This window comes from Nonomuraea sp. H19, from assembly GCF_052068215.1.
In the GTDB taxonomy this organism is placed as follows: Bacteria; Actinomycetota; Actinomycetes; order Streptosporangiales; family Streptosporangiaceae; genus Nonomuraea.
In genome coordinates this window covers 61737-83597 of the sequence record NZ_JBQHCV010000019.1, presented here as the reverse complement: position 1 = coordinate 83597, position 21861 = coordinate 61737, and the positions used below count along the sequence as shown (strand labels likewise).

Here is a 21861-nt window from a genome sequence, read left to right as displayed (position 1 = left end):
TCACTCGGGTCTACCGCGACGGCAGGGGGTTCACGTGGGTCCGTGAGCCGGGGCCCGCCTACGACCTCTCGCCACCCGCCGTCCGCCTCGGCTCCCTGCATCCCGCGCTGCGGTTCCCCTTCGAGCCGCACGCGTATCCCCGTTCCACGGCGTACCGGGCGGGCGGGGCGCTGCCGGCGGCGGGCTGGCTCGCCTTCGGATCGGACAAGGCGGGGCCCGTGCTGCTGGAGGCGCTGCGCCGCACGGGCGAGGCGCTGGCGGCGTTGCACGCCCAGCCGCCGCCCGCGGAGGTCACCGGGCCGCATCCCGGCCTCGCCCGGCTCACCTCCTGGCTCGCGGCGCCGCTCCCCGCCGAGGCCCCGCCCCCGCACGATGACGGCCGTGCGACGGGTGCACACCCGCGCGAGCACGACGGTGCCCCGGCCGCGCGTCTGAGAAGCCATGCGAGGGAGCGGATCGGGGCGGCGCGCCTGGCGTCCCTGGGCGAGCTCTGCCGGGAGCTCGCCGGCGCGGGACCACCCGTCCTGATGCACGGCGCCGCCACTCTGGCGCTGGTCGTGCCCGGCCCCGAGCCCGTCCTGCTGACCGGCGAGGCGCTCAGCCGCGGCCCTTGGTGGCTCGACCTCGGATGGCTCGTGGCCGAGCTGATCGAGCTCCAACAGGCCGTCGCGGCCGGCATCGCGCCGGGGCTGGCCTTCGACTACGACTCCCTGCGCGATGCCCTGCTCGACGGGTACGGCCGCGCGCCGGCCCCCGAGACCGTGCACACCCTCGCCGCGCTGCGGGTGCTGACCCACGCCAGGGATTACGCCACGTACGTCGGCTGGGACGACCAGCTCCTGACCTATGTGGACATCGCCGCCAGGATTCTCGAGGAGAAACGTATGTACCCGCCCGCTCCACGGCTGGACCTCGTCGAGCACCTCCACGGGGTCCCCGTGGCCGATCCCTTCCGCCCGCTGGAGGACCCCGATGACCCCGCCACCAAACAGTGGCTGGTCGCCCAGGACGATCTGTTCCTGGAGCATGCGAGGGACCTGAGCCATCGGGAGCGCTTCCGCGAGCGGCTCGCGCGGCTCCACAGCGCCGGATTCGCCGGCCCGCCCTCCTGGCACGGCGAGCGCGGCTTCTTCGTCCGGCGCGCGGCCGGCCAGGAGCATCTGGCGCTCTACACCGTGGACCCGGACGGCACCGAGCGGGTCCTGCTCGAACCCGAGGGCACGACGGTGCTCGACGCCTGGCAGCCCTCGCCCGACGGAGGGCTCCTGGCGTACCAGCTGTCCAGCGGCGGCCGCGAGGAGTCGCTGCTGTCCGTCATGGACGTCGTCACGGGGGAGGTCGTCGACGGCCCGATCGACCGGTGCAGGTCCACGCTGATCGCGTGGCTGCCCGACGGCGCGTCGTTCCTGTACGTCCGCCGGCTGCCGCCAGAGCGCGTTCCACCGGGTGAGGAGCGTTACCACCGCCGCGTCCACCTGCACCGCGTCGGCACCGATCCGGACGACGACGTGCTGGTCTTCGGTGAGGGCCGGGACAAGGCCACCCACTACCGCGTCAACGCCGCCAACGGCTGGCTCACCATCTCGGCCTCCCTGGGCACCTCGCCGCGCAACGACCTGTGGATCGCCGACGTGTCGGCCCCGTGGCCGTGGGAGTTCAGGGTGGTCCAGGAGGGCGTGGACGCCCACACGGCGCTACGCGTGGGGCGGGACGGGCGGGCGTACATCATGACCGACCGCGACGCGCCGCGCGGCCGGGTGGCGGTCGCCGACCCCGCCGACCCGCGCCACGAGAGCTGGCGCGAGCTCATCCCGGAGGATCCCGAGGCCGTGCTCTCGGACTTCGCGCTGCTCGACGGCCCGGACGGGCCCGTGCTCGTGCTGAGCCGCACCAGGCACGCCGTCACCGAGCTCACCCTGCACGATCCCCGCACGGGCGCGCGGACCGGCAGCGTGCCGACTCCCGGCGCGGGGACCGCGGCCGCGCTGTCCACCCCGGGCGGACCCGAGCTGTGGTTCGCCTACACCGACACCACCTCGCCCGTGTCCGTCCAGCGCTACGACGTCAGGACCGGCGAGACCACGCTGTGGGCCGCCCCGCCCGGCTCCGCCGAGCCGCCGCGCGTCGAGAGCCGCATGGTCGAATACCGCTCCAAGGACGGCACGCCGGTGCGGATGCTGGTCATGTCCGCGCCGGGTGTGCCCGGCCCGCGCCCGTGCCTGCTGACCGGGTACGGCGGGTTCGGCATCTCCATGGCGCCCGCGTTCAGCCCGCAGGCGCTGGCCTGGGTGGAGGCCGGCGGCGTGTACGCCGTCGCCCAACTCAGAGGCGGCGGCGAGGAGGGCGAGCAGTGGCACCGGGCCGGGATGCGCGGCGCCAAGCAGAACGTGTTCGACGACTTCCACGCCGCCGCGGAGACACTCATCGCCGACGGCCTGACCAGCCCGGACCGCCTGGCCATCATGGGCGGCTCCAACGGCGGCCTGCTGGTCGGCGCCGCCCTCACCCAGCGGCCGGAGCTCTACGCCGCCGCCGTCTCCTCGGCTCCTCTGCTCGACATGGTCCGCTACGAGCGCTCCGGGCTCGGCGCCGCCTGGAGCGTCGAATACGGCTCCGCCGCCGACCCCGAGCAGTTCGCGTGGCTGTACGGCTACTCCCCCTACCATCACGTACGCCCGGGCGTGGACTACCCGGCGGTGCTGTTCACGATCGCCGAAGGCGACACCAGGGTCGATCCCTTCCACGCCAGGAAGATGTGCGCGGCCCTGCAGGCGGCCGCACAGGAGCGCGTGGCGCGTGGCCACGCCGCTCCCGTGCTGCTTCGCACGGAGACCGACGTCGGCCACGGAGCCCGTGCCCTGACCAGCACTATCGCCCTGGAAGCCGACGTGCTGGCGTTCTGCGCAGCGCACACGGGACTGCGCTGAGGACGGCCCCGCGACGAACTGTCGCGGGGCCGTTCTGTTCACTTCGTGCCAGGTGGCAACTCCTCCCTCCTCCAGCGCATCGGCACGGCCTATCTTCTGAATCACGAAGGCACCAAAGGCCAGTACGAAAACGGAGGAAACACCATGAACAAGTTCCGTGGCCTCTTCTTCGCCATTGTCGCCGCCGTTATCGCGCTCGGTTTCTCCGCTTCCCCTGCGCACGCGGCCACCCCGAACGTGATCATCGACATCTGCGTCCGGTACCCGCAGCTTTGCGTCGACATCGAACTGCCCGGCGACGACAACCCCGACGACGAGGTGCCCGACGAGGACGACCCCTGGGTGTGATCAGTCGATCCAGCCCCGCTTCGCCGCCGCCACCCCCGCCGCGAACCGGGTCTCCACGGAGAGATCCTCCATGACCGAGGCGATGTGCCTGCGCACCGTACGCAGGCTCATGCCCGTCCGGTTGGCGATCGACTCGTCCTTCAGTCCCAATGCCATCATCTTGAGCAGCTGCAGCTGCAGCTCGCTCGGCGAGCCCGAGCGAGCTGCGGCCGGGCTCGCCGCCGGAGTTTCCGGCGTCCCCACGGACGTCGCCCTGGTCCACAGCAGCTCGAAATACTGCCGCAGCGCCTTCACCACGACGGGGGCCTTGATCAGCACGATCCCCGTCGCGCCGCTCGGCGTGAGCGGGAGCATCGCGGCGTCCTCGTCCACGAGCTTCATCTTCATCGGCAGGTTCCGGTAGATCCGGACGTCGAAGCCGTCGTTCACCGCGTTCTGGATGATGTGGTAGCCCACCTCGTTGTCGAAATACTCCGTGGAGTAAATGGAACGGCGCCGCACCTTGCGATCTACGACACTGGCCGGCGCGGAAAGGGCCTCCTCCTTGCGCAGCGGCCTCGTGAAGCGCCAGGTATGGAGCCCCAGATAGTCGGACTGGGCGGTGTTAATGAAAGATATCGACAGGGACTGGATCTCGTCGCTGTCGGTAAGCACCCTCACCGCTTCCTCGGGTTCGTGCTCGAACATCCGCCGCGAGAACGCCCGCTGGATGTCGTTGATGCGCTGATGCGCGTCGATGAGCCGGCTGCTCGACTCGGTCAGCCGCTCCTGCAGACCGTGCAGGACGTCGCGGAAGGCGAGCGTCGGATCCGTCGGGCGGATCACCGTCTTCCCCCACTCGGTGCGTAACGCCCGATGAGCCAGCCCCCGTTCCAGCAGCTTGTCGAGTAACTCCGGCGAGCCCACCAGGCGCGCAGCGGCGCCTTCCTCGCAATCCCCTTGATCGATCAGTACGGCGTAGCCATGGACGATCTCGCTAGGCAGTAGATCAGCGAGGAGTTCAGCGACTTGCGCCGCCGAAGCCTCGCCACCCCCGTGTGCCAATTCCATCAACCCCAGATCGGCTAATCGACTGCACGGACGACAAAGCTATAGCGAACCGATCAGGGCTTTCAATGATCGTAACAGTAAGCAACCACAAGAATACACATAGTAATTGAACGACATTCGGTGTCATCCGGCAGCTTTTCCCTGCCGGGCCGGATCCAGCGAAGATAGGAATAGCGCTATGAAAACCGCACTCGACTGTCCCATCGCGATAATCGGCACCGGCTTTCTCCGCTCCGCGATTCTGCGCCGGATCGGCGCCGTCCGCCCCGGCGCCACGGTCCGCGTCCTGAGCACCACGCCACCGGAGCCCGTGGAGGGCATCGACATCGAGCACGTCAAGGGTCCGCTCACCGACCTGAACGCGGTCTACACCGCGATCAGCGGCGCGGACTCGGTCATCCACCTGGGAACGGGCGAGGCGGAGCCGTACGGGGCGAACGCGAGCGGCACCGCCACCATCACCTCGGCCGCGATCAGCCAGAACTGCCGTCACGTGCTGTTCTGCTCACTGCCCGACGTGTACGGCGACGGCGCCGGCCGGCTGCTGGACGAGAGCGACCCCCTCGTTCCCCAGACCCGCCTCGCCCGCGCGAAGGTCATCGGTGAGCGGCTGGTCGAGCAGTTCAGCATGATCCCCGGCCGGGCGTCCACGGTCATCAGGCCCTTCGGCCTGTACGGGCCCGGCCAGCCGGCGGAGTCGACCATGGGCCGCGTGCTCGCCGCCGCCCTGACCGGCCACCCCGTCATCCTGCCCGGCGGCGGCACGCAGCTGCGTAACTTCACCTACTGCGACGACGTGGCCGCCGGCATCGTGGCGGCCCTGTGCCGGTCCAACACCGACACCGCGCCGCACGCCTGCTACAACATCGCCTCCTGCGAGACCTTCAGCCTCAGGGACGCGGCCAAACTGGCCATCAAGCTGCTCGGGAGCACCAGCATCATCACCGCGCCGCCCACGCGCGAGCTCCGGCGCCGTGGCGGTTACGGCCGTCACCGGCCGATCAGCGTACAGATCCCGTCGATCGAGCGGGCCGCGAGCGAGCTCGGCTTCCGCGCCACCACCCTGCTCGCCGAGGGCCTCTCACGGTGCATCCTGCACGACCACGCCACCGCGGCGACCCTCGACCTGGTCACTGCCTGACAAGTGACATCTTCTCCCTCCCCGCCCAATCCGCTGCTGGCTACCTTCAAATGACGAAGGAGGTGTATCGATGAGTCTCTCCGTCGCAGAACTCACGTCGGAGCTGGTCAGATGCCATCCCACGCATCGGAGCCAGGGCGTGGCCGCCGCGATCGACCTCGCCGCGCATGCCCTGAAAGCCATCGGCCTCGACTGCGAGATCCGCCCGTACGAGGGAGGCCCGCAGATCACCGCCACCCACTCCTTCCCCGATGACGGCCCCCATGTGATCGTCCACGGCCACGTCGACATCGAGGACGTCGCCGACGAGGGCGGATGGTCCGCCCCCGGCCTCTGGCAGACCGGCGAGGTCCGCGCAGGGCGGGTCTACGGCGCGGGAACGAGCGACATGCTGGGTGGAATCGCCGCCCTCATCACCGCGATCCGCCGGCTGGCCGGGCAGGCCGAGCTGACCGGCCGGATCACCGTGCAGATCGCCGTGGACCGGCACCTGGGCGGCAGCGGCACCAAGGCGCTCCAGAACGCCGACCTGCCCCGCGCCGACCTCGCCATCCTCGCCGAGCCCACCAACCGGCACGTCTGCACCACCGCGTACGGATTCGCCCGCTACCACCTCACCGCGCACGCCGACGGCGGACCGATGGCGTACGCAGCCGACGAGAGCAACGCCGCGACGCACGCCGCGACCGCGCTCCTGGCACTGGACAGCGCCAACCGGACGCTTCAGGAGCTCTACCCCACCCGCCAGCAGATCCGCTATGTGCTGCCGAGCGCCATCCACGCCGGCGACCAGTACTCCGCGGCGGCCACGACCGCGACGGTGGACTTCGCCATGGCGCTGCCCCCGTTGCTGCCCGAGGAGACCGCGCTCTCCATCGTCACCGACACCCTGATCCGCCGGTTCACCGCGGCCGGCCTGCCGATGCCCGCGTGGGAGCGGCGCGCGCCGCACTTCGCCGCGACGAGCCTCGGCCACCAGGGCTTCGCCGACCTGCTCAGGGAGGTCAACAAGGGCCTCCAGTGGTGCCAGTATCCGTGCCCGAGCGACGCCAAGGTGTTCCAGGAGCTCGGTGTCCCGGTCGTCCTGTACGGCCCCGGCGACCTCGCCAGGACCCGGCGGCCCGACGAGTACGTCGAGATCGCCGAACTGGACGAGTGCGTAGAAACCCTCTATGCCGCGTTGACGAGGTGGTTGTCATGACCCAGGAGGTCGATGCCGCACAGATCTACACGCTCCTGCAGGGCAGCCCGAAGCTCGGCATCGAGGAGATCGCACAGCGGCTCGACGCCGACCCGGCGAGCGTCGCCGCGTGCATGCGCCTGCTCCACGCGCTGTGCCTGCTCCGTCAGGAGGAGAAGGGCGTCTTCACGGTGGTCCGTCCAGAAACGGGCATGACCATCCTGCTGTCCCGAGCAGAGGCGCAGGCAGCCGGGTCTGAGCCCGGCGTAGCGGAGCGCCACGAGCGTGCGGACGGGCCGTCACCCGCGGGCAGCCCCATCTCGCCGCGCGAGTGGCAGGTGCTGCAGTTGCTCGCCCAAGGCTGTACCGATGAAGCCGTCGCCCGCAACTTGGGCCTCTCATTGCGAACCGTCCGGCGCGTTACCGCCGACCTGATGGAAAGGCTCGATGCTCGCAGCCGTTTCCAGGCGGGATTGAAGGCGGCCCGAATCTTCGCCGCTCGAAATATGCATACGCGTCACACCCATTCACGTCCAGCAATCAGGTCCCATCCTCTTCCCGCGGCCATGCGGTGAAGAGACACCTGTGGCAGCTCTAATTCCGCCAGGGGACCGGTAACCGCGTCAACGGTGATGACACCTACCTGCCTTGAGAGAGATGCATCATGCCCGAAATCAGCCGGATCACGTTGCCCAACGGGCTGCGGCTCGTGCTGGCGCCGGATCCATGCGCCGCCACGGTCGGGATCAGCCTGCACTACGGCGTCGGATTCCGCTCCGAGCCCGAGGGCAGGACCGGGTTCGCCCATCTCTTCGAGCACCTGATGTTCGAGGGGAGCCGGAACGTCGCGCCGGGCCTGCACGGCCGCCTCATCCAGGCGGCCGGCGGGACCTTCAACGGCTCGACCGGGCCGGACGCCACCAACTTCTACCAGACCGTGCCCGGCTCGGCGCTGGAGCGCGTGCTCTTCCTCGAGGCCGACCGGCTCCGCGCCCCGCGCATCACCGAGGGCGCGCTGGCCAAGCAGCTCGCCATCGTCAAGGACGAGATCAGGCGCAACATCCTGAGCAAGCCGTACGGCCGTTTCCCGTGGCCGGTGGTCTCGCAGACGCTGTACGAGGGCTTCGCCGACACCCACGACGGATACGGCGACTTCCACGACCTGGACCAGGCGACGACGGCGGACTGCGCGGACTTCTTCGCGTCCCACTACCACCCGGCCAACTGCGTCCTCGCGATCAGCGGGGACATCGACCCGGACGAGGCGACCGGCCTGGTGGCGCGGCACTTCGCCGGTATCGAGGGCCGGCCCGTCCCCATCCCGGCGGCGCGCGCCGAGCCCGTGCGGATCGGGGAGTTCCGCGCCGTCCACCTCGACGCCCGCGCCCCCGGCCCGGCGCTCGCGCTCGGCCACCGGCTGCCCGACCCGGCCGCGGACCTCGACGGCTACCTGGCCCACATGGTCCTGTCCGCGCTGCTCACCGACGGCGTCACCAGCGGGCTGCACCGGGCGCTGGTCGCCGCCGGCCTGGGCGCGGTGACGGTCAAGTCGAGCTGCGGTCTCATGGGCGGCGCCCTTCGCGCCCGCGACCCCGACACGTTCACCATCACGGCCTTTCACCCCGAGCCGGCCGACGCCGACCGGATCGTCGCCACCATCGACGCCGAACTCGCCAGGCTCGCCTCGCCGGGCATCCCGCACGAGGAACTGAGCGGAGCCGCCGCCCGCGCGGCCGCCGCGTGGAGCCGGGCGCACGCCCAGCCGGGCGACCGGGCCCGCGCCTACGGACGCCTGGAAACGCTCTTCGGCGCGCCCGGCCTGGTCGAGGCGGTGCCGGGGCTGCTCCGGCAGGTCACGCACGAGCAGATCTCCGCCGCCGCCCGCCGCTGCCAGGAGCACGCCCGCGCCCTGGTCCAGGTACGCCCGGCGGCCACCACCGCCCGGGCGCGCGCCGCGGCGCCCACCCGCGCCACGGTCTCCACGGGGGCGACCACCCCCGCCCCGGTGCCACCCGCGGCGACCACCCCCGCCGCGGCACCCACCAGTCCCGCCGGGCTGCCCGCGCTCGGCCCGCTCCCTCCCGTGCGGACCCCCGCCATCGCTGACGTCCTGCTCGGCAGCGGGCTGCGGGTGGTCGCCGTGCGCGCCCCGGCCGTACCCCTGGTGTCGGTACGGCTGCGCATCGGACTCCCGGCGGCCGGCGACGCCACGGCGGCCGTCCTGGGGGCGATGCTCCTGCGGGAGAGCCGCTGCCAGGAGGCCGCCCGGCTGGAGCGCACCGGCTGGACGATCGTGCCACTCGCGGACACAGAGCGGCTCACACTCTCCGGCAACGGCCCGTCGTCCGGCCTCGGCGTCGTCCTGCGTACCCTGGCCGGCGCCCTGGCCACGAGCGACGGCTACGACGCCGCCGACGTGCGCACCACCAGGACGCTGATCGCCCACCAGATCGCCGCCGTGTCCGCCCACCCGGCCGGCATCGCCCGCACCGCCCTGCGCCGCCTGCGCGGCCTCGGCCCCGAGTACGCCTCCGCCGCGGCCGTCTCCGCGGTGACCGCGCTCGACCTCGAGACCTTCCACACGACCGGCCTGTCGCCGGCCGCCGCCTCGCTCGTCATGGTCGGCGACCTGGTGCCTGAGACCGCCGTCGCCGAAGCCGCCGCGGCCCTCGCCGCCTGGCACGGCGCGCCCGCCCCCGAACCGGCGCCGCTGCCGGACGCGCCCGCGGGCCCGTCGTGGGAGGTGCTCGACCATCCCGGCGGCGCGCAGGTGCAGGTACGTTTCTGCGCCCCCTGCCCGGATCCCGGCGACCCCGCCTTCCCCGCGGCCGAGATCGCCAACATGGCGTTCGGCGGCTACTCCTCCTCACGGCTGTCCGCCGCGCTCCGCGATGTCCACCGGTTCACCTATTCGGCCAGGAGCGTCATCGAGCCGGATCGTGGCCGCTCCAGCCTGTCGGTGAGCTTCGACGTCAGGAGGGAGGCAGCCGACGCGGCGGTCGAGGAGTTCCACCGCGTCGTCCATGACGTGACCGCGAAGCCGTACGGACCCGCCGAGATCGACGCCGCCAGGCACTACCTGGTCGGGCGCCGGCTCGCGGGCACGGGTGGCCAGGACGACCTGGCCACCGCCATCACCGGCCGGATCGAGCTCGGCCTGCCCGTCGAGGAGATCTTCGGCTACGGCCGCAGGCTCTCCGCCGTGCCCGACGACGACGTCCTGGCCGCCTGCCGGGCGGTCATCATCCCGGAAGCCTTCGCCGGCGTCGCCGTCGGCGACTTCAGCAAACAACTCGTCAGCACATGATCGCCGCCCGACAATGAGGATGAAAATGATCTCCCAGAACCTCCTGGAACGCAGGCAAACAGTGGAAAGAACCGAAACCACGTCCGTCATCGAAGTCCGCGATCTCCACCAGCGCTATGGAGACTTCGAGGCGGTCAGGGGAATCTCCTTCGAGGTCCGGCCCGGCGAGCTGTTCGCGCTGCTGGGCACCAACGGAGCAGGCAAGACCACCACGATCGAGATCTTGGAGGGCTTCCGGACGCCGACCGGGGGCTCCGTGCGCGTGCTCGGCCACGACCCGTTCGCCGAGCGGGCCAAGGTCCGCCCGCACACCGGGCTCATGCTTCAGGAAGGCGGCTTCTTCAGCGACCTCACCGTGGTCGAGACCGTACGGTTCTGGCGGGACGTGTCGCCGAACAAGCCGTACTCGGTCTCGGAGATCCTCGGCCGCGTCGAGCTGGAGGAGAAGGCCGACGTGCAGGTGCGCCAGCTGTCCGGCGGGCAGAAGCGCCGCCTCGACCTGGCGCTGGCCACCCTCGCCCAGCCCAAGGTGCTCTTCCTGGACGAGCCCACCACCGGCATGGACCCCGAGGCGCGCCGCAATACCTGGACCATCATCCAGGACCTGGTCTCCTCCGGCACGACCGTGCTGCTGACCACCCACTACCTGGAGGAGGCCGAGCGCCTGGCCGACCGGCTGGCCATCATGCACGAGGGCCGGATCGAGCTGGCCGGCACCGCCGCGGAGGTCGTCGCCCAGCAGGGCAACCGCATCCGCTTCTGCGTCCCCGACCAGCTGCCCCTCGACCGGCTCCCCCTGCTGGAAGGCGTGGTCGCGACCACCGAGCTGCGCAAGGGCCAGCTCATCGCCGAATACCGGCTGGGCTCCGACCCCTCGGGCACCCAGCAGTCCCTCGCCCACCTGATCTCGTGGGCGACCCAGAACCGTCTCGTCCTCGACCGGCTCGAAGTACGCAGCGCCTCCCTCGAGGACGTCTTCCTGGAGGTGGCGCATGCTGCTTAACCACACCCTGCGGCTCGCCAGGCTCGACCTGGCGCTGCTGACGCGCAACCGCATGGCGTTCTTCACCACGATCGCCTTCCCGCTCCTGCTCGGCTGCGTGGCGCTCCTGCTCAAGGAGGGCTTCGTGTCCGGCGTCGCGTCGGGGCTCTACACCCTGACCGGGATGCTCGCCCTGATCGGCTTCTTCGTCACCTTCATGCACCTGACGACGGTCTTCACCGTCCGGCGTGAGGAGCTGGTGCTGAAGCGCATGCGCGGGAGCGTGCTGTCCGAGGCGGCCATCTTCGGCGGCAGCGGGCTGGCCTGCACGGTCATCTACGTACTGCAGGCCGCCGCGATCATCACGCTGGGCATGGTGGCGCTGGGCGGGCACCTGCCGCGCAACATCCCGCTGCTCTTCCTCGGCATCGTGCTGGGCTCGGTGATGTTCGTGCCGATGGCGGCGGCGCTGTCGGGGTTCACCAAGAGCGGCGAGTCGGCGCAGATCACGGTCCTGCCGGCGATGCTGGTGCTGGCCACGACCTCGCAGGCGAGCTTCCCCCTGTCCGGCATGCCGGACATCGTGCAGCGCGTCGCGGGCGCGCTGCCGCTCTCGCCGGTCGTCGACGTCATCCGCATCGGCTATTTCGGCCAGGACTTCACGCAGGCGGCGCCGCATCCGGCGGTATCCTTCGCCGAGTCATGGGGGGCCGCGGGACCGCGGCTGCTGCTGATCGTGGCGTGGATCGTCGTGGGCGTGCTCATCGCCCGCAAGCACTTCCGGTGGGAGCCGCGCAGCTCCTGACCTCCGGTGATACGTCCAGGGCGCGCGGATTAGTTGTTCGGACTAATCCGGGCGCCCTGGACGTTGCACACTGGAGCGGCCAAAGCCGGGATCAGGAGACGATGGTCCTGCTGCACCCAGGCCCCGTCCCCGAACCCACGGAGAAAAGCCAGTGAGCGATGGACCGCTGATCGTCCAATCGGACAAGACACTGTTGCTCGAGGTCGACCACGCCAAGGCCGACGAATGCCGCAAGGCCATCGCGCCGTTCGCCGAACTCGAACGCGCTCCAGAACACGTGCACACCTACCGCGTCACCCCGCTGGCGCTGTGGAACGCCCGCGCCGCCGGCCACGACGCCGAGCAGGTCATCGACGCGTTGATCAGCTACAGCCGCTATCCGGTGCCGCACGCGCTGCTGGTCGACGTCGCCGAGACCATGGCCCGCTACGGACGGCTGCGGCTGGAGAAGGACCCGGTCAACGGCCTGGTCCTGACCTCCAGCGACCGGGCCGTGCTCGAAGAGGTGCTGCGCTCCAGGAAGATCCAGCCGATGCTGGGCGAGCGGCTCGGCCCCGACTCCGTGGTCGTCCACCCGAGCGACCGGGGCAACGTCAAGCAGGCGCTGCTCAAGCTGGGCTGGCCCGCCGAGGACCTGGCCGGCTACGTCGACGGCGAGGCGCACCCGATCAAGCTGACGCAGGACGGCTGGGCGCTGCGGCCTTACCAGCAGGAGGCGGCCGACGCCTTCTGGCACGGCGGCTCCGGCGTGGTCGTGCTGCCCTGCGGCGCCGGCAAGACGATCGTCGGCGCGGCCGCGATGGCGCACGCCCAGGCCACCACGCTCATCCTGGTGACCAACACGGTCTCGGCCCACCAGTGGAAGACCGAGCTGCTCAAGCGCACCTCGCTGACCGAGGACGAGATCGGCGAATACTCCGGCTCGAAGAAGGAGATCCGCCCGGTCACCATCGCCACCTACCAGGTGATGACGACCAGGCGGAAGGGTGTCTACAGCCACCTGGAGCTGTTCGACGCGCGCGACTGGGGACTGGTCGTCTACGACGAGGTGCACCTGCTGCCCGCGCCGATCTTCCGGATGACCGCCGACCTGCAGGCCCGCCGCCGGGTCGGGCTGACCGCGACGCTGGTGCGCGAGGACGGGCGCGAGGGCGACGTGTTCTCGCTGATCGGCCCCAAGCGCTACGACGCGCCCTGGAAAGAGATGGAGAACCAGGGCTGGATCGCGCCCGCCGACTGCGTCGAGGTGCGGGTCACGCTGACGGACGAGGAGCGGCTGGCGTACGCGATGGCCGAGGCCGAGGAGCGCTACCGCTTCTGCGCCACCACGCCGTCCAAGACCCACGTGACCGAGGCGCTGGTCCGGCGCCACCTGGGCGAGCAGGTGCTGGTCATCGGGCAATACATCGACCAGCTCGACGAGCTCGGCGAGCACCTCAACGCGCCGGTCATCAAGGGCGAGACCAGGATCAAGGAACGCGAGCGGCTCTACCAGGCCTTCCGCGACAAGGAGATCCAGGTGCTGGTGGTGTCGAAGGTGGCCAACTTCTCCATCGACCTGCCGGAGGCGGCCATCGCGATCCAGGTGTCCGGCACGTTCGGCTCACGCCAGGAGGAGGCCCAGCGGCTCGGCCGGGTGCTGCGGCCCAAGGCCGACGGCGGGGGCGCCCGGTTCTACACGGTGGTCAGCAGGGACACGGTGGACCAGGAGTTCGCGGCGCACCGGCAGCGGTTCCTGGCCGAGCAGGGGTACGCGTATCAGATCATCGACGCCGACGACGTGCTCGGCGGGGTGTGACGCCGGCGCGTGCCCCCGGGTGCGAGGGGCTCGGTGCCCGGCCGCTCGCCGGAGCGGCCAGGCATCCAGCGTGGTGTCACGTCCACGAGACTCCGCGGGCCGTTGACAATCGAACCACCCCCCTCACCTGCGTATCATCAGGCCGCCTGCGACATACCCCCATGATCCGACAAACCCACCTGATATGCCCCATATTTTCGGTATTCCCAGGTGGTTCCCAGCTTCGGGCGTTGTGGCCGGTCAACGCACCAGCAGGCCGCCGAGGAAGAGCACGCCCTCCGCGACGATCCACGACACCACTCCGGCGCCCATGACCCGCCCGAACGTACGCGGGTCGTGCCGCGACGACGGGATCAGCCAGGCGGCCGCCGTGCAGCAGGCGGCGAGCGCGGCGAACAGCCCCGACACCGTGGAGACCGTACCGAGGCGTTGCGAGCAGGTCGACGACGATTCGCCGCCCGCGCAGAACGCCTCCAGTCCCCAGCCGGCGAACACCGACAACCCCCACAGGGCCGCCAGCAGGAAGCTCGCGATCGTGGGAATGATCGGCGAAAAACGGAGTTGGACCCGCGCCACTTCCTACCCCTACCCGGCCCCAAACCCGGGCAACCGACCGTAATCGGGCCCCATCGCAGCGGCTCGGGCGGCGCGGGCCAACGCCGGACAGCGCGGCGCGGCGGCGGTAAATGCTGTGGAACCCCGCAGCCGCCGCTATTAAACTGGCCGATTCGCTGCCTTAACCACCTCCGTTGCCACCTATGGGAGGCGCTTTCGCATGCCCGCACACCAATTGGCCCCCGACATACCCTCCGACGTGCTCGCCGCCGAGCAGGCTCATCTGGCCTCCTCCAGGGCCGCGCTCGCCGCCATGCGCGCCCACGCCCAGTCGCTGTCGGCGGACGCGGCCGGCGACTGGGTGTCGCAGCAGATCCTCCAGTCGCTGCTCGACCAGCGGGTGGCCGCGCTGGCCGACCATCCGGACACGCCGCTGTTCTTCGGCCGCCTCGACCGCATGGCAGGCGATGATTTGCCCGGCACGATCTACGTCGGCCGCCGCCACGTGCACGACGGGCACAGCCGCCCCCTGGTCATCGACTGGCGCGCCCCCGTGTCGCGCGCGTTCTACCAGGCCAGCCCGGCCGACCCCATGGGTGTCGTACGCCGGCGCCGCTTCGGCTACCACGGCGGCGCGCTCACCGCGTTCGAGGACGAGCCGCTCGGCGAAGGCGAGGGCGTCGACATCGGCCCGTCGCGGATCCTCACCGAGGAGATCGAGCGCCCGCGCACCGGCCCGATGCGTGACATCGTCGCCACGATCCAGCCGGACCAGGACGAGATCGTCCGCTCCACCCTGGCGCAGACGGTGTGCGTGCAGGGCGCCCCCGGCACCGGTAAGACCGCTGTGGGCCTGCACCGGGCGGCGTACCTGCTGTTCACCCACCGCGAGCGGCTCGCCAGGTCCGGCGTGATGATCGTCGGCCCCAACCGGGCGTTCCTGTCGTACATCTCCTCGGTGCTGCCGGCGCTCGGCGAGGTCAAGGTCGACCAGACCACGGTGGCGGGGCTGCTCGGGGAGCACGCGGCTCCGGAGGACCCGATGGTCGCGGCGGTCAAGGGCGACGCCAGGATGGCGGCGGTGCTCGAACGCGCGCTCTGGCTGCACATCGTCAAGCCCGAGGAGGGCCTGGTGTTCACCAAGGGGGCCTACCGCTTCCGGGTGGCGGACTACGAGGTACGCGAGATCGTGGCCTCCCTGCGCGGCACCACCCGCTACCTTCCCGGGCGGGCGGCGCTGGCGCAGCGGCTGGCCCACATGGTGCTGGTACGCATGGAGCAGCGCGGCGAGTCGCCCGACGACCGCGTGCAGGACGCCGTGGCCAGGTCGAAACCGGTCAAGCAGCTCGTGGAGGCGGTCTGGCCCAAGCTGACGCCGGAACAGGTGCTTCATCGCCTGCTGTCCGACCCGGAATTTCTCGCTAAAGCCTCAAAATCCGATTTGTCGCCTGATGAGCAAGAAATGCTTATTTGGCGGAAACCGTACCGGGGCTGGAAGTCCGCCAAATGGTCCGCCGCGGACGCCGCGCTCCTGGACGAGCTCCGCGACCTGATGGAGCGCACGCCGTCGCTGGGCCACCTGGTGGTGGACGAGGCCCAGGACCTGTCCGAGATGCAGCTCAGGGCGCTCGGCCGGCGCTGCCGCAACGGCTCGGCCACCGTGCTGGGCGACCTGGCCCAGGGCACCACGCCATGGTCGACCAGCTCGTGGGAGTCGGTGCTGGAGCACCTGGGCCAGCGCGAGGGCGAGGTGACGGAGCTGACGCTCGGCTTCCGCGTACCGCGCGAGGTCCTGGACTACGCGGCCCGCCTGCTCCCCTCGATCGCCCCCGACCTGGCCGCTCCTCGATCCCTGCGCCCCGGCGCGGGCTCGCTCGCCATACGCCCGGGCGGCTCGATCGCGGAGGCCGCCAGAGAGGTCCTCGCCAAGGAGGGCTCGATCGGCGTCATCGTCCCCGACGCGATGGCCGGTGAGGTCTCCAGTGCTCTCGCCGATCTCCCCCACGCCGTCCTCGACCCCGACTCCAGCGAGGAGCACCGCCTGCTGGTGGTGCCCGCGACCCTGGCCAAGGGCCTGGAGTACGACCACGTCATCGTCGTCGAACCCGCCGACATCGTCGCGGCCGAGCCCCGGGGCCTGGCCCGCCTGTACGTGGTCCTGACCCGTGCCGTGACCTCACTGACGGTCCTGCACGACAAGCCGCTGCCTCCCCAGCTGGCAGCCTGAAATGCGGCGGGCACGGCCGCTTCTAGGATGGCGGGCAAGAAGCTCTCTACCTAGGAGGACGCCGTGCCAGCACCGCTTCCACATGAACACCTGCCGTCGGTTCCCGCGCTCGTGGTCGAGAGCGACGACATCCAGCACGGTGAGCGGCTGAGCGACCTGCACGTCTTCAACGACTGGGGCATGACGGGCCAGAACCTCTCGCCCCACCTCCGCTGGTCCGGCGCGCCCGCCGAGACCCGCGGCTACGCCGTCACGTGCTTCGATCCCGACGCCCCCACGGGCAGCGGGTTCTGGCACTGGGTGCTGTTCGACCTGCCGGCCTCGGCGACCGAGCTGCCCACGGGCGCGGGCACCTCTCCCGATTTCAAGGGCCTGCCCGAGGGCGCGGTCCACGCCCGCAACGACTATGGTGTCAAGGCCTACGGCGGCTCGGCCCCGCCGCCCGGTGACCCGCACCGCTACGTCTTCACGGTGCACGCGCTGGGCGTCGACAAGCTGGGCGTGGACAGCGACGCCAGCCCGGCGGTGGCCGGCTTCAACATCACCGCCAACACCCTGGCCCGCGGCCACATCATCCCCCACTACGGCGTCTGAGCACCGGCCGGGCACGCGCCGCCACCTGGCCGCGCCTGCCCGGCCACGACCGCGTGGAACGGCACGCAGGGCTGCGGGAGCCGATGAACCGGCGCGGTCAGTAGCGGCGCGATTATCAAACGTCATGGCCGGAAAACGAAAATAAGAGCGGCCCGGAAATCCGGACCGCTCTTATCGTGAACAGCGAGAAAGACTTAGAAGTCCATGTCGCCGCCGCCGGGCATGCCGGCGGGAGCGGCCGGGGTCTTCTCCGGCTTCTCGGCGATGACGGCCTCGGTGGTGAGGAAGAGCGCCGCGATGGAGGCGGCGTTCTGCAGCGCCGAGCGCGTCACCTTGGCCGGGTCGATGATGCCCGACTCGAACATGTTGACGTACTCGCCGGTGGCGGCGTTGAGGCCCTCACCCGGGGTGAGGTTGCGAACGCGCTCCACCACGACGCCGCCCTCGAGACCGGCGTTGACCGCGATCTGCTTCAGCGGCTCCTCGAGCGCCTTCTTGACGATCGCGGCACCGGTGGCCTCGTCGCCGTTGAGCTCGAGCTTGTCGAACGCCTTGGCGCCGGCCTGCAGCAGCGCCACGCCACCGCCGGGGACGATGCCCTCCTCGACGGCCGCCTTGGCGTTGCGGACGGCGTCCTCGATGCGGTGCTTGCGCTCCTTGAGCTCGACCTCGGTCGCCGCGCCGGCCTTGATGACGGCCACGCCGCCGGCCAGCTTGGCGAGACGCTCCTGGAGCTTCTCGCGGTCGTAGTCGGAGTCGGTGCGGTCGATCTCGGCGCGGATCTCGTTGACCCGGCCGGCGATCTGCTCGGCGTCACCGGCGCCGTCGACGATCGTGGTCTCGTCCTTGGTGACGACGACCTTGCGCGCGCGGCCCAGCAGGTCGAGGGTGGCGTTCTCGAGCTTGAGACCGACCTCCTCGGCGACGACCTGACCACCGGTGAGGATGGCGATGTCGTTGAGCATGGCCTTGCGGCGGTCGCCGAAGCCCGGGGCCTTGACGGCCACGGAGCGGAACAGGCCGCGGATCTTGTTGACGACCAGGGTGGCCAGGGCCTCGCCCTCGACGTCCTCAGCGATGATCAGCAGCGGCTTGCCGGACTGCACGACCTTGTCGAGCAGCGGCAGCAGGTCCTTGTTGGCGGAGACCTTGCTGTTGACGATCAGGATGTACGGGTCCTCGAGCACGGCCTCCATGCGGTCCGAGTCGGTGACGAAGTACATCGACGTCATGCCCTTGTCGAAGCGCATGCCCTCGGTGAGCTCGAGCTCCAGGCCGAAGGTGTTGCTCTCCTCGACGGTGATGACGCCTTCCTTGCCGACCTTGTCCATCGCCTCGGCGATGAGCGCGCCGATCTCGGGGTCGGCGGCGGAGATGGAGGCGGTGGAAGCGATCTGCTCCTTGGTCTCCACGTCCTTGGCCAGCTTGGAGAGCTCCTCGCTGACGCGCTCGACCGCGGCCTCGATGCCCTTCTTCAGCGCCATCGGGTTGGCACCCGCGGCTACGTTACGCAGGCCCTCGCGTACCAGCGCCTGGGCGAGCACGGTGGCGGTGGTGGTGCCGTCACCCGCGACGTCGTCCGTCTTCTTGGCGACTTCCTTGACCAGCTCAGCGCCGATCTTCTCCCACGGGTCCTCGAGCTCGATCTCCTTGGCGATGGAGACACCGTCGTTGGTGATCGTGGGAGCGCCCCACTTCTTCTCCAGCACGACGTTGCGGCCCTTGGGGCCCAGGGTCACCTTGACGGCGTCAGCGAGCTGGTTCATACCGCGCTCGAGACCGCGCCGGGCGTCCTCGTCAAACGCGATCATCTTGGCTGCCATAAGGCTAGACCTCCCAGATACAGGGTGGCTTGTCCTGGACCGAGCCGACGCCCGCGACGGCATGGGTCTGCATCTCCGTTCGGCAGACCCCATCGTCTCGATCCGAGTTGTTGGCACTCTGCTGCACAGAGTGCCAACGAACTGTTTAGCACTCTACCCTGCCGAGTGCAAGCCAGAGACCCCGTACCTGGCGTTCCTTCCCAGGTCAATCGGCCTGAACGGCGAGCCGCCCCGAGCGGCCCGCCGTGTCAGTCTCGACGAAAGGGAGGTGGCGGGCTCGCACGGACTGCGCTGCCGTGCGATGCCGCCGGTGCATACCAGTGACGTGAATCAGACCGCGCGGACAGCCTCGGCCTGCGGTCCCTTCTGGCCCTGCGTGATCTCGAACTCGACGCGCTGCCCCTGTTCGAGAGATCGATACCCGTCCATCAGGATCGCTGAGTAATGGACGAATACATCCTTACCACCGTCTACCGCGATGAAGCCGTAGCCCTTGTCCGCGTTGAACCACTTGACGGTGCCCTGCGCCACTTCCGACTCCTCTTACTGGGCTAACAGATCTCGCCCATTCCACCGCGAGACCTGTAATCGCCTGACTTAACGGAAAATCAGCCAGACGATCGCCCTCGACCATACCTGTGGCACAGCGTTTGGCAACAGAGTCAAACCACAAACAACGCATTTCCGCACAAGGGAGGTTGTTCAACGTTGAATTGGTGACGAAAAGGAGAAGGCGCCCACTAGGGGCGCCTTCAAGGATGTGATCTACTGCACTCAGCCGCCGGCGACCGCCGGGATGATGGAGATCTGCGTGCCCTCAGGGGCTGGAGTGTCGAGCCCTTGGGCGAAACGGACGTCCTCTTCCCCCACGTAAACATTGACAAAACGCCGAATCTTGCCCGATTCATCCAGAATTCTCGCGCCGATCCCCGGGTAGTCGGAGTCGAGCTTGGCGAGGACGTCACGAAGAGTCGCGCCTTCGCCACTCACTTCGGCGTTGCCCCCGGTGTAGGTGCGTAGAATCGTTGGGATCCGCACAGAGACGCTCATGGTTATAACTCGCTTTCCTGGTAGTCAGACAGCCGCACGAAACGCGTCGAGAGAGGGCCGGATCACGGCGGTGGGCTTGGCGGCGTCGCCGCTGATCGCGTCGAGCGTCTTGAGCCCGTCTCCGGTGTTCAGCACCACGGTCTCGGCCTCGGGATCGAGCTGCCCCGTCTCGACGAGCTTCTTGAGCACGCCCACGGTCACCCCGCCCGCGGTCTCGGCGAAGATGCCCTCCGTCGAGGCCAGCAGCTTGATCGCGGCCACGATCTCGGCATCCGTGACGTCCTCGACGGCCCCTCCGGTGCGCCGGGCGATGTCCAGCACGTACGGCCCGTCCGCCGGGTTTCCGATGGCCAGCGACTTGGCGATGGTGTCCGGCTTGACCGGCTGGACGACGTCGTGCCCGGCCTTGTAGGCCGCCGACACCGGCGAGCACCCGGCCGCCTGCGCCCCGAAGATCTTGTAAGGCGTGTCCTCGACCAGCCCCAGCGCGACCAGCTCCTTGAAGCCCTTGTCGATCTTCGTGAGCTGCGAGCCCGAGGCGATGGGAATGACGATCTGCTCGGGCAGCCGCCAGCCGAGCTGCTCGGCGATCTCGTACGCGAGCGTCTTGGAGCCCTCGGCGTAGTAAGGCCGCAGGTTGACGTTGACGAACCCCCACTTGTCACCCAGAGGGTCGCCGATCAGCTCGGAGCAGAACCTGTTGACCTCGTCGTACGTCCCGTCGATCCCGATCAGCTTGCCGCCGAACACCCGCGCCATGGTGATCTTGGCTTCTTCGAGGTTCGCCGGGATGAACACGCAGGCGTCGAGCCCGGCCCGCGCCGCCGCGGCGGTGACCGCGCCCGCGAGGTTGCCGGTGGAGGAGCAGGAAAGCGTGTGGAAACCGAAGTTGCGCGCCGCCTCGACGGCGATGGCGACCACTCGGTCCTTGAAGGAGTGGGTGGGGTTGCCCGAGTCGTCCTTCACGTAGAGGGACTCGATGCCGAGCGCCCGCCCGAGGTTGCCCGCCTTGACCAGCTTGGTCCAGCCCGGGTTCATGTTGGGCTTGCTGATCACGTCGGCCGGCACGGGCAGCAGCGAACGGTAGCGCCAGATGTTCGCGGGACCCGACTCGATGTCCGCGCGGCTCACGCCGCCGAAATCGTAGGCCGCCTCGAGCGGCCCGAAACACTCCAGACAGGCGAAGCTGGGACCCAGCGGGTAGCGCGTGCCGCACTCGCGGCAGGACAGAGCGACAGCAGGACCAAAGTCGAGCGACATGAAGCGAGGCCTTCCCTCATCTTCGCCCACGGCCACCTTGACCGCGAACCGGAATTGGCACCTTGTCCCGGTCGGCCTCGCCAGGTCGCGAGTCACAAGCCGGGAGGGTTGCCGGGGCTTCGCAGGGCCGGTCCCTCCACCCCTCTGGATGAGCAATATTCAGTTGTTGACAGAGACTGTACCTGCCGGAGTAGCCGGAACGGCCATCTGTCTCAGCAAATGAGACGCCAAGTCTCAGCGATAGTCCTCCCCCAGGGCGGCCTGCACGTATTTGCGTGCCTGGTGAATGCGTGACTTCGCGGTGCCGAGCGGGATGCCTAGCTGCTCGGCCACTTCGTTGTAGTCGAGCTGGACGATGTCGCGCAGCACCAGCGCCTGCGCCAGGTCGGGCTTGTCGGCCTCCAGCGCCTCCATCGCGTCGAGCAGGTCGAGCCGCGAGCCCGCGATCACGCTGACCCGCCGCACGTCGGGCTTCTGCATCGGCAGTTCGTCCGAGGTCTGCTCGGCCGCCCGGCGTTTGAGAGAGCGGTAGGTGGTGCGCGCGCAGTTGGCGGTCACGATGTGCAGCCAGGTGCTGAACCTGGCCCGGCCCTCGAACCGCCCGATGTTGCGGGCCACAGCCAGCAAGGTGTCCTGGGATGCCTCCTCCGCGTCCTGGTGATAAGGCAGGATCCGGGCACAGTGCCGCATCACATCGGGTTCGATCCTGGCCAAAAGCTCGCCAAGCGCGCGATGATCTCCGGCTGCGGCGGATCGGGCGAGTTCCTCGGTTAGCTCATCAAGCGCCATAGCTGGGATCCTATGATCGAAGGGA

General features: G+C 69.7%; 18 protein-coding genes and 1 riboswitch. Of the genes, 11 read left to right on the top strand and 7 right to left on the bottom strand.

What is annotated here, in order from left to right; genetic code table 11:
• Positions 1–884: 884 nt before the first annotated feature.
• Together ACTMTI_RS35525 and ACTMTI_RS35520 are read left to right on the top strand one after the other, a co-directional pair.
• Positions 885–2927, top strand: coding sequence for a prolyl oligopeptidase family serine peptidase (locus ACTMTI_RS35525; RefSeq protein ID WP_441125210.1), 2043 nt, complete (start codon positions 885–887; stop codon positions 2925–2927).
• A 144-nt stretch (positions 2928–3071) separates the two neighbouring features.
• Positions 3072–3275 carry a hypothetical protein gene (locus tag ACTMTI_RS35520; protein WP_441125061.1) on the top strand — a complete coding sequence of 68 codons (204 nt, stop codon included), beginning with the start codon at positions 3072–3074 and terminating at the stop codon, positions 3273–3275.
• Here the strand turns inward: ACTMTI_RS35520 and ACTMTI_RS35515 are convergent, their stop codons facing one another.
• The gene (locus ACTMTI_RS35515; protein WP_441125060.1) at positions 3276–4181 is read right to left on the bottom strand and encodes a LuxR C-terminal-related transcriptional regulator; all 906 of its coding nucleotides are present in this window, start codon (positions 4179–4181) and stop codon (positions 3276–3278) included.
• A gap of 322 nt (positions 4182–4503) precedes the next feature.
• On the opposite strand from ACTMTI_RS35515, the gene ACTMTI_RS35510 reads away from it, so the two are divergent.
• The 7 genes from ACTMTI_RS35510 (at position 4504) to ACTMTI_RS35480 (ending at position 13538) form a co-directional block, all read left to right on the top strand.
• Positions 4504–5466 (top strand): NAD-dependent epimerase/dehydratase family protein, encoded by a 963-nt coding sequence (locus ACTMTI_RS35510; protein ID WP_441125059.1) that lies wholly within the window; start codon positions 4504–4506, stop codon positions 5464–5466.
• A 70-nt stretch (positions 5467–5536) separates the two neighbouring features.
• On the top strand, positions 5537–6667 hold the full coding sequence (locus ACTMTI_RS35505; RefSeq protein WP_441125058.1) for a M20 family metallopeptidase: 1131 nt from the start codon (positions 5537–5539) through the stop codon (positions 6665–6667).
• A complete protein-coding gene (locus tag ACTMTI_RS35500; RefSeq protein ID WP_441125057.1) occupies positions 6664–7221 on the top strand; it encodes a helix-turn-helix transcriptional regulator in 558 nt (185 codons plus the stop codon). The genes ACTMTI_RS35505 and ACTMTI_RS35500 overlap by 4 nt, the downstream gene beginning before the upstream one ends.
• 89 nt (positions 7222–7310) lie before the next feature.
• Complete coding sequence (locus ACTMTI_RS35495) at positions 7311–9953, top strand: M16 family metallopeptidase (RefSeq protein WP_441125056.1); 2643 nt, start codon at positions 7311–7313, stop codon at positions 9951–9953.
• Positions 9954–9978: 25 nt separating this feature from the next.
• Positions 9979–10956 carry an ABC transporter ATP-binding protein gene (locus ACTMTI_RS35490; RefSeq protein WP_441125054.1) on the top strand — a complete coding sequence of 326 codons (978 nt, stop codon included), beginning with the start codon at positions 9979–9981 and terminating at the stop codon, positions 10954–10956.
• A complete protein-coding gene (locus ACTMTI_RS35485) occupies positions 10946–11740 on the top strand; it encodes an ABC transporter permease (protein WP_441125053.1) in 795 nt (264 codons plus the stop codon). Before ACTMTI_RS35490 ends, ACTMTI_RS35485 begins: the two co-directional genes overlap by 11 nt.
• 151 nt (positions 11741–11891) lie before the next feature.
• Positions 11892–13538, top strand: a complete 1647-nt coding sequence (locus tag ACTMTI_RS35480) for a DNA repair helicase XPB (RefSeq protein WP_441125052.1) — start codon at positions 11892–11894, stop codon at positions 13536–13538.
• 240 nt (positions 13539–13778) lie between these two features.
• Here the strand turns inward: ACTMTI_RS35480 and ACTMTI_RS35475 are convergent, their stop codons facing one another.
• The gene (locus ACTMTI_RS35475; protein WP_441125051.1) at positions 13779–14114 is read right to left on the bottom strand and encodes a hypothetical protein; all 336 of its coding nucleotides are present in this window, start codon (positions 14112–14114) and stop codon (positions 13779–13781) included.
• Between the two features lie 199 nt (positions 14115–14313).
• Here ACTMTI_RS35475 and ACTMTI_RS35470 point away from each other — a divergent pair, with 199 nt between their 5' ends.
• Both ACTMTI_RS35470 and ACTMTI_RS35465 read left to right on the top strand, forming a co-directional pair.
• Positions 14314–16320 (top strand): HelD family protein, encoded by a 2007-nt coding sequence (locus ACTMTI_RS35470; protein ID WP_441125050.1) that lies wholly within the window; start codon positions 14314–14316, stop codon positions 16318–16320.
• 63 nt (positions 16321–16383) lie between these two features.
• Positions 16384–16914, top strand: a complete 531-nt coding sequence (locus ACTMTI_RS35465; RefSeq protein WP_441125049.1) for a YbhB/YbcL family Raf kinase inhibitor-like protein — start codon at positions 16384–16386, stop codon at positions 16912–16914.
• A gap of 194 nt (positions 16915–17108) precedes the next feature.
• Here ACTMTI_RS35465 and groL read toward each other — a convergent pair whose 3' ends face one another.
• The 5 genes from groL to ACTMTI_RS35440 form a co-directional block, all read right to left on the bottom strand.
• A complete protein-coding gene (gene groL, locus ACTMTI_RS35460) occupies positions 17109–18737 on the bottom strand; it encodes a chaperonin GroEL (protein ID WP_441125048.1) in 1629 nt (542 codons plus the stop codon).
• Positions 18738–19067: 330 nt separating this feature from the next.
• Positions 19068–19268: a cold-shock protein gene (locus ACTMTI_RS35455; protein WP_357831957.1), complete on the bottom strand. Its 201-nt coding sequence runs from the start codon at positions 19266–19268 to the stop codon at positions 19068–19070.
• A gap of 243 nt (positions 19269–19511) precedes the next feature.
• A complete protein-coding gene (locus ACTMTI_RS35450; RefSeq protein WP_132331077.1) occupies positions 19512–19787 on the bottom strand; it encodes a MoaD/ThiS family protein in 276 nt (91 codons plus the stop codon).
• A gap of 24 nt (positions 19788–19811) precedes the next feature.
• The gene (gene thrC / locus ACTMTI_RS35445; RefSeq protein WP_441125047.1) at positions 19812–21047 is read right to left on the bottom strand and encodes a threonine synthase; all 1236 of its coding nucleotides are present in this window, start codon (positions 21045–21047) and stop codon (positions 19812–19814) included.
• Between the two features lie 13 nt (positions 21048–21060).
• Positions 21061–21202: riboswitch (SAM riboswitch) on the bottom strand.
• A gap of 79 nt (positions 21203–21281) precedes the next feature.
• Positions 21282–21836 (bottom strand): RNA polymerase sigma factor, encoded by a 555-nt coding sequence (locus ACTMTI_RS35440; RefSeq protein ID WP_441125046.1) that lies wholly within the window; start codon positions 21834–21836, stop codon positions 21282–21284.
• Positions 21837–21861: the final 25 nt, after the last annotated feature.